The organism is uncultured Pseudacidovorax sp. (assembly GCF_913773995.1).
In the GTDB taxonomy this organism is placed as follows: domain Bacteria; phylum Pseudomonadota; class Gammaproteobacteria; order Burkholderiales; family Burkholderiaceae_C; genus Xenophilus.
Genome location: NZ_CAJYES010000228.1, coordinates 1 through 11,199 on the forward strand (window position 1 = coordinate 1; position 11,199 = coordinate 11,199).

Here is an 11,199-nt window from a genome sequence, read left to right on the forward strand (position 1 = left end):
GCCGACCATGGCGATGGTCACTTCCTTCTGCGGATGCTCGACCTCGTAGACCAGGTCGTCCCAGCGCTGCAGCTTGGCGGGCGGCGTGTTCAGGCGCAGCTTGTCGCAGATGAGGCCGTCCAGGCCCTGCTCGTGCAGCATGCGCGGCACCTTGTAGATGGTGTCCACGTCCCACATGCTGATCACGCCCCATTCGGGCACGTTGGAGAACAGCGAGATCTTGGCGCGCTCCTCGTCGGGGATCGGCCGGTCCGCGCGGCACAGCAGGGCGTCGGCCTGGATGCCGATCTCGCGCAGCTTCTGCGCCGTGTGCTGGGTGGGCTTGGTCTTGAGCTCGCCGGCCGCCGCGATGTAGGGCAGGTAGCTCAGGTGCACGAAGGCGCTGTTGTTGGGGCCGGCCTTCAGGCTCATCTGGCGCACGGCCTCGAGGAAGGGCAGGGACTCGATGTCGCCCACCGTGCCGCCGATCTCGACGATGGCGATCTGCACCTCGTGCGGCGTGCCGATGCCGGCACCGCGCTTGATGTATTCCTGGATCTCGTTGGTGACGTGCGGGATCACCTGCACCGTCTTGCCCAGGTAGTCGCCGCGGCGCTCCTTCTCCAGCACCGACTTGTAGATCTGGCCGGTGGTGAAGTTGTTGGACTTGCGCATGCGCGTCGTGATGAAGCGCTCGTAGTGGCCCAGGTCGAGGTCGGTCTCGGCGCCGTCGTCGGTCACGAAGACTTCGCCATGCTGGAAGGGGGACATCGTGCCCGGATCCACGTTGATGTAGGGATCGAGCTTGATGAGGGTGACCGTGAGGCCGCGGGATTCGAGGAGGGCGGCGAGGGAGGCGGAAGCGATGCCCTTGCCGAGGGACGACACCACACCGCCGGTGACGAAGACGAATTTGGTCATTGCCGGACGCGGGCGCCATGGCCCGCGGATGGGAAATTGCGATTGTACCGGCCGGGCAATGCGTTCTTTTCAGTCAGGCCACATCCCGTGACGCGAGGGCGGGTCAAGGCGGTGCTCGCTCTACACTGCCCGGATGCAACAAGACCTGGCAGGCAAGCACATCCTCCTGGGCCTCACCGGCGGTGTGGCCTGCTACAAGTCGGCCGAGCTGTGCCGGCTGTTCATCAAGGCCGGTGCGACGGTGCAGGTGGTCATGACCGACGCGGCCACGCAGTTCATCACGCCCGTGACGATGCAGGCCCTGTCCGGCCAACCCGTGTATCTGTCGCAGTGGGACGCCCGGCAGGCCAACAATATGCCGCACATCAACCTTGGGCGTGAGGCCGACGCGATCGTGCTGGCACCGGCCAGCGCCGACTTCATCGCGCGGCTGGTTCAGGGCCGGTCGGACGAGCTGCTCAGCCTGCTGTGCCTCGCCCGTCCGCTGCAGCGCGTGCCGCTGCTGGTGGCGCCGGCCATGAACCGCGAGATGTGGGCCCACCCGGCCACCCAGCGCAACCTGCGCCAGCTGGCCGACGACGGTGCCCAGGTGCTGGGCGTGGGCCAGGGTTGGCAGGCCTGCGGCGAGACGGGCGATGGCCGCATGCTGGAGCCGGCCGAACTGCTCGAGGAGGTCGTGGCCCACTTCCAGCCCAAGGTGCTGCAGGGCGAGCATGTGGTGGTCACGGCCGGCCCGACCTTCGAAGCCATGGACCCGATCCGCGGCATCACCAATCATTCCTCCGGCAAGATGGGCTTTGCCATCGCCCGCGCCGCGCGCGAGGCGGGCGCCCGTGTCACGCTGGTGGCCGGCCCGGTGCACCTGCCCACCCCGCGCGGCGTGCAGCGCCTGGACGTGGGCTCGGCGCAGCAGATGCTGCAGGCGGTGCAGGCGGCCGTGTCGGATGCATCGGTGTTCGTGGCCACGGCCGCCGTGGCCGACTGGCGACCGGCCGATCCGCAGACGCACAAGATCAAGAAGGACGGCAGCGGTCAGACGCCGGTGCTGCGCTTCGTCGAGAACCCCGACATCCTGCAGACCGTGGCGCAGGGCGTGCGCGCCCGCGAGCGTCAGCTGTTCTGTGTCGGCTTTGCGGCCGAGAGCGAGAACCTGCTCGAGCATGCCAAGGCGAAGCGCCTTCGCAAAGGCATCCCGCTGCTCGTGGGCAACATCGGGCCGCTGACCTTTGGCCAGGACGACAACAGCCTGCTGCTGGTCGACGAGCAGGGGGCGCGCGAACTTCCTCGTGCGCCCAAGCTCGCGCTGGCCCGAGAGCTGGCCTCCGAGATCGCGGCCCGGCTGCGGCCCTGGCGCGGCTGACAAGTCCAAGGCATCGACCCATGAACGAGACCGACTGGAACACGCCCCGCAACGGCGACTTCGTGCGCTACGTGGAGCAGCTGACCGCCCGGTCGCTGCAGCATGTGCAGGCCCATCCCGAACGGCCTGGCGTTGCACGCCCAGCGGCGCCCGCCGGGTCGGCGCCGCCAGCGGCCGCGGTCTCTTCTGGCGTTCCTGCTGCGCCCGGCAGCGCCGCGCCGCCCGACAAGGCCGCCGGCTACGCCGTGGCGGGCCTGGTCGGTCTGCTCGTGCTGTGGGCGGTGGGAGCACCGCTCGGTGTGCTGGCACTGCTGGCTGCACTCGGCGCCGGACTGTTCAAGCGCTTTGCCCGGCGCGACGCCACGACCTCCGCTGCACGGCAGCTGCTCACCGGCATTCGCAAGGGCCTGCAGAACAAGGCACCCAACCCTTCCGCCAGCGGCGCGACCGCTCGGCACAACCCTCGAAAACAGCAGTCCCCATGAAGATCGACGTGCGCGTGCTCGACGCGCGAATGGCCCAGCAACTCCCCACCTATGCCACGCCTGGCAGCGCCGGGCTGGACCTGCGCGCCTGCCTCGCGGCGCCGCTCACTCTGGCACCCGGCGCCTGTGAGCTCATCGGCACAGGGCTCGCCATCCACCTGGCCGACCCGGGCTATGCGGCCCTGATCCTTCCCCGCTCGGGCCTGGGTCACAAGCATGGCATCGTGCTGGGCAACCTGGTCGGACTTATCGACAGCGACTACCAGGGCGAACTCAAGGTGAGTGCGTGGAACCGCAGCCAGACCCCCTTCGTGGTCGAACCGATGGAGCGCCTGGCGCAACTGGTGATCGTGCCGGTGGTGCAGGCCCAGTTCCGCGTCGTCGACACCTTCGAGGCCGACACCCAACGCGGTGCCGGCGGTTACGGCTCCACCGGGAAGCTGTAAGCATCTCCCAGAAGTTGTTTCGGCTGTGAGCAAGGGTGCCTTCCAGAACCTTTGCCGTGCGTCCGCCTCCAATCCCCGAGGCGGGCGGTCGCGCGCGACGTCGCATGGTGCGGCGATGCAGTCGATCAGCCGAGGGCAGTCCCGCCTGTCGAGGATCCACACCATGATTCACAACAAGATTCGTTCTCTGGCCGTTCCGGCCGTCGCTCTCACTGCAGCCGCGCTGCTGGCCGGTTGCGTGACGCCGGTACCGGTCTACCAAACTCGCTATCCCTATCAGCCCGCCGCGGCGCCCGTGTACCCGGCCGCGCCGGCGTACAACCAGGCCGTGTATGTCGAAACCGGCATCGTGGCCAACATCGAGGTGCTGCGAAGCGAGACGCCGCCTGTGGCGCCGTCCGGCGGTGGCGCCGTGGTGGGCGGCCTGGTCGGCGGCGTGCTGGGCAACCAGATCGGCCACGGCTCCGGCCGCGCGGCGGCGACGATGCTCGGCGTGGTGGGTGGCGCACTGGCCGGCAACGCGGTTGAGGCGCGCAACGGCGCGGGCCGTGTCTACGAGAGCTATCGCGTCTCGGTGCAGATGAGCAATGGCGGCTACCGCAGCTTCGATGTACCGAGCCCCGGCGACCTGCGCATCGGCGATCGGGTGCGCATCGACGGTGGTCAGATCTCGCGCTACTGAGCAAGGCTGAACGAAAAGGCCGGCCCCCCTCGGGGAGCCGGCCTTTTTGCTTCATGGCGCACTGCCTCGGGACGCGCCCCTCGCGCTCAGTGCAGCGAATCGCTCCCCGGTGCCATCGGCTCGAAGCGGAAGAAGCCGGTGCCGGCAGTGCCGCGGCCGATCTCTTCTTCGGTGGCTTCGCGCACGGCGTTGACGGTCAGGTCCAGCCGCAGGGCGATGCCGGCCAGCGGATGGTTGCCGTCCAGCACCAGATGCTCCGGGTAGATCTCGGCCACGGTGTAGAGCACGTTCTTCGGCATGTCCGGGTTGACGCCCGCGGGCAGCGCAGCGCCGTCGAAGCTCATGCCTTCCTCGACTTCCTTGGGGAACAGGGAGCGCGGCTCCAGGAAGAGCAGGTGCTCGTCGAAGTCGCCGAAGGCCTGTTCGGGCTCCAGGTGCAGTTGCACGCGGGCGCCGGGGCCGTGGCCCTGAAGCGCGGTCTCGATCGCATCGAAGAGGTCGTCGCCGCCCACCAGGAATTCGACGGGCTCGGTGAGCACGTCCAGGGTTTCGCCAAGGGTGTCCTTGAGGGTCCAGGTCAGGGCGACCACGCATTGGGGGGTGATTTCCATATGAGAATTCTCCCACCATGCCCCTGACACAACGATTGCCCCTGCTCGGAGGATTGAGCGCCGACACCTTCATGCGCCGCCACTGGCAGAAGAAACCCCTGCTCGTGCGCCAGGCGCTGCCGATGACCGCCCCGCCGATGTCGCGCGCCCGCCTGTTCGACCTGGCCGGCGAGGAGGGCGTGGAGTCCCGCCTGGTCACCCACGATGCCCGCCAGGGCTGGCGCCTGCGACACGGCCCTTTCGTCCGGCGCAGCCTGCCGCCGCTGGGCCGCCCCGAATGGACGCTGCTGGTGCAAGGCGTCGACCTGCACGACGACGACGTCCACGGACTGCTGCAGCCCTTCCGCTTTCTGCCCGAGGCCCGGCTGGACGACGTGATGATCAGCTACGCCAGCGATGGCGGCGGCGTCGGCCCGCACTTCGACAGCTACGACGTCTTCCTGTTGCAGGTGAGCGGGCGCCGCCGCTGGTCCTGGGGCCGCCAGAAGGACCTGACGCTGCGCCCCGGCCTGCCGCTGAAGATCCTTGACCATTTCGAGCCGGAGGACACCCAGGTGCTCGAGCCCGGCGACATGCTCTACCTGCCACCCCGCTATGCCCATGATGGCGTGGCCGTGGGCGGCGACTGCATGACCTGCTCCGTGGGCCTGCGCGCCCCGGCCCAGACCGAACTGGCCGCCGACCTGCTCATGCGGCTGGGCGACATCGTCTCCGACGACGAGGCGCCGGGCCGCCGCTATGCCGACCCCGGCCAGCCGGCCTCGCAATCGCCCGCTGCCATCCCGGAGGCGCTGCAGGCTTTCGCCCGAGACGCCGTCCAGAAGGCGCTGGCCCAGTCCACGCGCATCGACTGCGCGCTGGGCGAGTCCCTGACCGAACCCAAGCCGAACGTGTGGTTCGATCCCGGCGAATGGCCCGAGCAGGTCGAGGCCGTCCAGCTCGACCGGCGCACCCGCATGCTCTACGACGCGCGCCATGTGTTCATCAACGGCGAGAGCCTGCTGGCCGGCGGGCGCGACGCCGTGCTGATGCGCCGCCTGGCGGATCGCCGCGAACTGGGTGCGCGCGAACTGGCCAAGGCCAGTGCCGAGGCGCTGGCGCTGCTGGGGGACTGGTGCGAGGCCGGGTGGGTCCATGCCCGATGAGGCCTCCCTGACGGCGGGGTCGTTTGATGGACCCTCCGAATTCGCCGATCGGCTGCGAGAGGCCTTCGGCGGGGCGGCCAGCCAGGGCTGGCCCGCCCTGTGGTGCTGTGATGCCGAGTTTGCGGACTGGCCGCTCGGCGAGACGGCTGTCATCGAAGCGCTCCAAGCCTGGGCTTCCAGCGCGCGGCGGCTTCGCCTGCTCATGCAGGACGACCGGCAACTGCGGGCGCGGCATCCGCGCTTCGTTGCCTGGCGTCAGCGGTGGGACCACATCATCGAATGCCGCCTTTGTGCCGCCAGCGATGCCGCGGATCTGCCCAGCGGCCTCTGGACGCCGGGGTGGATCGTCGGGCGCCATGATCCGGCAGGCAGCCGTGGGCGCAGCACCGATTCGCAGCTCGCGGTGGCATCGTTGCGACATCGCCTGGACGATGCCTTTGCCCGTGCGCGTCCAGGCTTCCCGGCCTCCATCCTTGGCCTTTGAGGGCCTGTGCTTTGAGCGTGGATTCGCGACCGCGACCGGAAACACCGCTTCGACAAACTCCCGACTCGCTGTCGACACACTGAGCCGCCACAACCTGCGACATAAGATGTAAATTGTTGATAAATGTTGCCGGACTCCCGGCCAGTTGATTCGAAAGTGGCGATCATCTCGGCCGTGTCCTGCCCGTCCTCCAGTTCGTTGCACACCTGATGAAAGTCGCCGCCTTTGACGAGGTATCGCTCGGCCTGATCGGCTTGAGCCTGCTGGCTGCCCTGGTGGCTTTGCTGCTGATGATGCGCGAGCGGTGGAAATCGGCGCGCATTTCGCATCAGCTTCAGGTGGTCTCCCGCGAGAAGCACGAGTTGGAGCGCGGCGACGCCCTGACTGGCCTTCGCAACCGCAAAGGGCTGGATGCGTCGCTCGACATTCTGGCGAAGGTGGGCCCCCACGGCGTCGTCGTGATCCTGCTGGATCATTTCCGCCGCATGCGGCAGGCCTTCGGTCAGGAATTCGCGGACTTCGTCGTCAAGCTCGCGGCCCAGCGTCTTCTCGGATGCCTGCCACCGGGCGCCACCGCAGCGCATCTGGAGGGCGGCGAGTTCGCCTTGGCCATCCCGGGCAGCAAGAGCGACCTGCTCGAAGTGGCCGAACTGGCGTTCCAGCAGCTCGCGTTGCCGGTGCAGTCGGCGAAGGGGCAACTGATCCTTGTGGCCTCCATGGGCGTCGCTGTCGCAGCTTCGGCGGACGATCGTGGCCGGCTCATCGAATTCGCGTCACTGGCGGCAGAGCGCGCGGGCGCGGGACTCAATGGCGAGGGCAAGATCTGCGTCTATGACCCGGCCTTCGCCGAAGAGGCGCGAGCCCAGGCGTTTTTCCTGAACGATCTGCGCGCCGCCGTCGAGAACAAGGAACTGCGCCTGCTGTTCCAGCCCAAGGTGGATGCGCAGTCGTTGCAGATCACGGCGGCCGAAGCGCTTTTGCGCTGGCAGCATCCGATCCGCGGCAACGTGGCACCGGCAGTGTTCGTGCCCATGGCCGAAGCGGCGGGGCTCATGGGTGTGCTGGGCCGCTGGGTGATCGAGGAGTCCTGTCGCGTGGCGGCTTCATGGCGGGCGATGGGGCTGCGCATGCGGGTGGCCGTCAACATCTCCGCGCTGCAGATGCAGGAAGAGGACCTGGTCGACCATATTGCGCAATGTCTGGAGCGTTACGGCCTGCAGCCGAACCGCTTCACCTGCGAGATCACCGAATCGGTGGCGATGCAGCACACCGCGACCGCCACAGCCACCTTCGAGCGCATGCGCTCCCTTGGGCTGCATGTGTCCATCGACGATTTCGGTACCGGGTATTCCAGCCTGGCGGCACTGAGGCGCCTTCCCGCTTCTGAGCTGAAGGTGGATCGGGCTTTCGTCGCCGACCTGGAGCACAGCGAGGATGCGCGCTCCATCGCTGCGTCCATCGTCAGTCTGGGCAAGACGCTCAACCTGAAGGTGGTGGCCGAAGGGGTCGAAACCCAAGGCCAGTGCGAGCTGCTGATGATGATGGGCTGCGACGAGCTTCAGGGCTTCCTGTTCTCGAAGCCGATCTCGGCCGAGGAGATGACCGGCATGATCCACGGCGCCAGTGACAACGGGCCAGAGTCGTTGCCCTTCAGCGAATCGCTGTTCATGAGCACCAAGCTGTCCAATCTCTGAGGCATCGCCGGGGGGGCGCGCGGTTCGCCTGCGGCGCCGCTCAGGCGTCGAGCCAGGGCGAGCCCTCGGCGGCGTCGGCCGCCAGCATCTCGTGGGCGGCCGCACCCAGCGCCTCGGCCATGGCCTGCCTGACGATGTCCGGCCGGTTGTTCTGCTCCGACAGATGAGCGGCCACCACATGTCGCAGGCCGTCGTGGTTCACCGCGCGGGCAATCTCGCCCGCCGCCGCGTTGGACAGGTGGCCATAGTTGCCCCCCACGCGCCGCTTCAGGAAGGGCGGATAGCGCGACTGGGACAGCAGCGCCACGTCGTGGTTGAACTCCAGCAGCAGGGCATGGACACCCGCCAGGCGCGCCATGACGTGAGCGCTGGCGTGTCCCTGGTCCGTCAGCACCGCCAATGTCCGCGCCCCGTCGGTGCAGCGCAGCTGCAGCGGCTCGCGGGCGTCATGGGGAACGGTGAAGGGCTGGACTTCAAGCTCGCCCACTTCGATGGCTTCACCATCGCGGGCCAGATGAAGCCGTCCGGCGTAGTCGGGGGCGGCGGTGGCGAGCCAGGTGCCTTCGCTCATCCAGACATCGATGCCGTCTCGCTGCGACAAGGCATGGGCGCAGCCGATGTGGTCGCCGTGCTCGTGGGTCACGAAGATGGCGTCGATATCCGAGGCCTTGAGACCCTCTCGCGCCAGCCGCTGGTCGAGCTGGCGCAGGTTGAAGCCGCAATCGATCAGCAGGCGCGAGGTGCGCGACTCGCTGCGCACCTCCACCAGCGTGCCGTTGCCGCTGCTGCCGCTGCCGAGGCTGCGAAAGCGCAGCGCCACGCCTTACTTCAGGTCGTCGGCCAGCACGCGCACGATGCGCTGAGCGTTGTCCGACTTCTCGGGCGCACCGGCCTCGTTCAGCACCGTCACCGTGCTCTTGTCGCCCTGCGACTGCACGCGGATGCGGTACTTCATCGGCGCTTCGTTCTTGTTGTCGCGGCTGAAGAGCTTGCCGAAGATGCCCGGCTCCTTGCGGTCGGGGTTGGGCGTCACGTAGCGCACGTAGTAGACGCCGGCCGAGCGATCGCGGTCTTCCACGGTGAAGCCGGTGCGGTCGAGCGACAGGCCGACCCGGCGCCAGGCGCGGTCGAAGCCATCGGCCACCTGCAGCACCGGCTGGCCGTTGACGTTGCCGATGGTGGCGGCGCGGGCTTGGGGCGCAGCGGCCACGGAGGCGGCCGCAGCACGCGACTGCTCCTGGGTCACGCCGAGCTTGACCATCAGGCGGCGCAGGAATTCGGTCTCGAGCTCGGGGTCGACGGCGCGCGGCTGCCACACGGTCTGGTCTTGCCGCTGGTTGGTGTAGACCTCCTGCATGCCTCGGTGGCTGATGTAGATCTCCGTGCCCTTCGGGGTGCGCTCCATGCGGGTACGGAAGCGGTCGAGCTCGCCTGTGGAGTAGACCGAGTCGATCACCTTGCCCAGCACCGAGCGGATCGGATCCTGCGGCAGCTTGGCCCGGTTCTCGGCCCAGTCGGTTTCCATGATCCCGAGGTTGCGTTGCTCGGTGGTCAGCAGGAAGCCGCTTTCCATCCAGAAGTCGCGCACCGTGTCCCACAGCTGCTCCGGCGGCCGGTCGACCACGATCCAGCGCTCGTTGCCTGCGCGCTCCATGCGCACGTCGCCGATCTTGTCGACGGCGGTGGGAATCCCTGGGGCGTTGGCACGGCCGGCTTCATAGGCGTTGGCCGAGACGACGCCGCCGGGAATGGCGTAGCGGTTGTCGCGCGACAGTTGCGATAGATCGGGCGGCACCTCCAGCGTGGGGGCCTTGCCGGCGCTCTTGTAGTCGATCTTGTCGGACTCCAGCACGGAGCACGCAGCCAGACTGGTGGCCAGAGCCAGCACGGCGAATCGCAAAGGGGTGTTCAAGTCGTCTTCCTTCGGCGAAGAGAGGGAGGGTAAATCAGGCGGCCCGTCGGAAGGACGGCAGCCGCATGGGACAGATGGAGTGCCCGAGCGGCAAAAGGTTGCCGAATCTTGACGTTTGTGTCAGCCGGACACCATGCCGCATTGGCGCAAGGCGTCTTCGACGGCGGTGTGCTGGGTGCTGGCCAGCGGGGTCAGGGGCAAGCGCAGCCCGGCGCCGATGCGGCCCATGCGCTGCAGCGCCCACTTGACGGGAATCGGATTGGGCTCGACGAAGAGCGCCCGGTGCAGAGGCATCAGGGACAGCTGAATTTCCATTGCCCGGCGCGCATCGCCCGCAATGGCCGCCACGCACAGGTCGTGCATCTGGCGCGGGGCGACGTTGGCGGTGACGCTCACATTGCCGTGGCCACCGCAGAGCATCAGGGCCACGGCGGTCGGATCGTCGCCTGAATAGATGGAGAAGCCCTTCGGCGCCTCGCGGATCAGCCACTGCGCGCGTTCGATGTTGCCGGTGGCTTCCTTGATGCCGACGATGCCGGGAATCTGGGCAAGGCGCAGCACCGTGTCATGGGCCATATCGGCCACCGTGCGGCCGGGCACGTTGTACAGCACCATGGGCAGGTCGCCCACCGACTCGGCGATGGCGCGGAAGTGCTGGTACTGGCCCTCCTGCGTGGGCTTGTTGTAGTAGGGCACCACCTGCAGCTGCGAATCGGCGCCCACGCCCTTGGCGTAGCGGGCCAACTCGATGGCTTCACGGGTGGAATTGGCGCCACAGCCTGCCATCACCGGCACGCGGCCAGCCGCCTGCTCGACCGTGACGCGAATGATCTCGCAATGCTCCTCGACGTCCACCGTGGGCGATTCGCCCGTGGTGCCGACCACGCCCAGGCAGTCTGTGCCCTCGGCGATGTGCCAGTCGATGAGCTTGCGAAGCGCGTCGTAGTCGACGCTACCGTCTTCATGCATCGGCGTGACGAGCGCGACGATGCTGCCAGTCAGTTGCTCCAAGGGACTCTCTTTGTCGGTGAACGCGGAACCGCGGATTCTAGCCAGCGACCTGGGAGGGACCGAGGCGATGCCGCGCAAGGGCTTCTCCCGCACGCGGCCGGACGGCGGCGATGCGCTGCACGAAGCGGTCGGGCGAAGAGAGAAAGCCGTCTTCATAGGCCACCACCCGCAGGCCGGCACTGGCCGCGATCAACTCGCCCGGCGCGAGCAGGAAGTCGGGCCGCGAGGGGCGCCCGACCGTCTCATTGTTGGCCGCGAAAGTCTCGTAGAGCAGCACGCCGCCGGGCGCCACCGCTGCCACGATGTGGGGCAGCAGCGGGCGCCAGAGGTAGTGGGTGACGACCACCGCGTCGAAGCGGCAGTCCTCGAAGGGCCAGGGGCCGTTCTCGATGTCCGCCTGCACGACTTCGGCGCCGGCTTCGGCCAGCGGTGCCAGGGCGGCGATGGCCGCTGGATCACGGTCCACGCC

General features: G+C 68.1%; 13 protein-coding genes. 7 read left to right on the top strand and 6 right to left on the bottom strand.

All coding sequences use genetic code 11. The annotated features are described in order from the left end of the window. A partial coding sequence (locus QZ772_RS21645; RefSeq protein ID WP_295530872.1) for a CTP synthase occupies nt 1–900 on the bottom strand: 900 nt, incomplete at its 3' end. Between the two features lie 133 nt (nt 901–1,033). Between QZ772_RS21645 and coaBC the strand changes: the two genes are divergently transcribed. The 4 genes from coaBC to QZ772_RS21665 all read left to right on the top strand — a co-directional run bounded on the left by coaBC (nt 1,034) and on the right by QZ772_RS21665 (nt 3,873). Then, entirely contained in the window at nt 1,034–2,260 is a 1,227-nt protein-coding gene (gene coaBC, locus QZ772_RS21650; RefSeq protein ID WP_295530875.1) for a bifunctional phosphopantothenoylcysteine decarboxylase/phosphopantothenate--cysteine ligase CoaBC, read from the top strand. Between the two features lie 20 nt (nt 2,261–2,280). Beyond that, complete coding sequence (locus tag QZ772_RS21655; RefSeq protein WP_295530878.1) at nt 2,281–2,745, top strand: hypothetical protein; 465 nt, start codon at nt 2,281–2,283, stop codon at nt 2,743–2,745. Continuing rightward, nucleotides 2,742–3,191, top strand: coding sequence for a dUTP diphosphatase (dut, locus tag QZ772_RS21660; protein WP_295530881.1), 450 nt, complete (start codon nt 2,742–2,744; stop codon nt 3,189–3,191). Before QZ772_RS21655 ends, dut begins: the two co-directional genes overlap by 4 nt. 166 nt (nt 3,192–3,357) lie before the next feature. Continuing rightward, a complete protein-coding gene (locus tag QZ772_RS21665) occupies nt 3,358–3,873 on the top strand; it encodes a glycine zipper 2TM domain-containing protein (protein ID WP_294373267.1) in 516 nt (171 codons plus the stop codon). 86 nt (nt 3,874–3,959) lie between these two features. On the opposite strand, the gene QZ772_RS21670 is transcribed toward QZ772_RS21665, so the two are convergent. Continuing rightward, nucleotides 3,960–4,484 (bottom strand): peptidylprolyl isomerase, encoded by a 525-nt coding sequence (locus QZ772_RS21670; RefSeq protein WP_295530884.1) that lies wholly within the window; start codon nt 4,482–4,484, stop codon nt 3,960–3,962. Nucleotides 4,485–4,501: 17 nt separating this feature from the next. On the opposite strand from QZ772_RS21670, the gene QZ772_RS21675 reads away from it, so the two are divergent. The 3 genes from QZ772_RS21675 to QZ772_RS21685 all read left to right on the top strand — a co-directional run bounded on the left by QZ772_RS21675 (nt 4,502) and on the right by QZ772_RS21685 (nt 7,807). Next, nucleotides 4,502–5,629 (top strand): cupin domain-containing protein, encoded by a 1,128-nt coding sequence (locus QZ772_RS21675; RefSeq protein ID WP_295530887.1) that lies wholly within the window; start codon nt 4,502–4,504, stop codon nt 5,627–5,629. Further along, nucleotides 5,619–6,113, top strand: coding sequence for a hypothetical protein (locus tag QZ772_RS21680; RefSeq protein ID WP_295530890.1), 495 nt, complete (start codon nt 5,619–5,621; stop codon nt 6,111–6,113). Before QZ772_RS21675 ends, QZ772_RS21680 begins: the two co-directional genes overlap by 11 nt. 209 nt (nt 6,114–6,322) lie before the next feature. Next, a complete protein-coding gene (locus QZ772_RS21685) occupies nt 6,323–7,807 on the top strand; it encodes a bifunctional diguanylate cyclase/phosphodiesterase (RefSeq protein ID WP_295530892.1) in 1,485 nt (494 codons plus the stop codon). A 40-nt stretch (nt 7,808–7,847) separates the two neighbouring features. On the opposite strand, the gene QZ772_RS21690 is transcribed toward QZ772_RS21685, so the two are convergent. The 4 genes from QZ772_RS21690 to QZ772_RS21705 form a co-directional block, all read right to left on the bottom strand. After that, complete coding sequence (locus QZ772_RS21690) at nt 7,848–8,627, bottom strand: MBL fold metallo-hydrolase (protein ID WP_295530895.1); 780 nt, start codon at nt 8,625–8,627, stop codon at nt 7,848–7,850. Nucleotides 8,628–8,630: 3 nt separating this feature from the next. Further along, on the bottom strand, nt 8,631–9,719 hold the full coding sequence (bamC, locus tag QZ772_RS21695; protein ID WP_295530897.1) for an outer membrane protein assembly factor BamC: 1,089 nt from the start codon (nt 9,717–9,719) through the stop codon (nt 8,631–8,633). Nucleotides 9,720–9,839: 120 nt separating this feature from the next. Next, nucleotides 9,840–10,730, bottom strand: a complete 891-nt coding sequence (gene dapA, locus QZ772_RS21700) for a 4-hydroxy-tetrahydrodipicolinate synthase (protein WP_295530900.1) — start codon at nt 10,728–10,730, stop codon at nt 9,840–9,842. A gap of 37 nt (nt 10,731–10,767) precedes the next feature. Then, a partial coding sequence (locus tag QZ772_RS21705) for a class I SAM-dependent methyltransferase (RefSeq protein WP_295530903.1) occupies nt 10,768–11,199 on the bottom strand: 432 nt, incomplete at its 5' end.

Excerpts from the sequence above, each read along its gene's own strand:
- coaBC (WP_295530875.1), top strand. The coding sequence starts at position 1,034 with ATGCAACAAGACCTGGCAGGCAAGCACATCCTCCTGGGCCTCACCGGC.
- QZ772_RS21655 (WP_295530878.1), top strand. The coding sequence starts at position 2,281 with ATGAACGAGACCGACTGGAACACGCCCCGCAACGGCGACTTCGTGCGC.
- dut (WP_295530881.1), top strand. The coding sequence starts at position 2,742 with ATGAAGATCGACGTGCGCGTGCTCGACGCGCGAATGGCCCAGCAACTC.
- QZ772_RS21670 (WP_295530884.1), bottom strand. The coding sequence starts at position 4,484 with ATGGAAATCACCCCCCAATGCGTGGTCGCCCTGACCTGGACCCTCAAG.
- QZ772_RS21675 (WP_295530887.1), top strand. The coding sequence starts at position 4,502 with ATGCCCCTGACACAACGATTGCCCCTGCTCGGAGGATTGAGCGCCGAC.
- QZ772_RS21680 (WP_295530890.1), top strand. The coding sequence starts at position 5,619 with ATGCCCGATGAGGCCTCCCTGACGGCGGGGTCGTTTGATGGACCCTCC.
- QZ772_RS21685 (WP_295530892.1), top strand. The coding sequence starts at position 6,323 with ATGAAAGTCGCCGCCTTTGACGAGGTATCGCTCGGCCTGATCGGCTTG.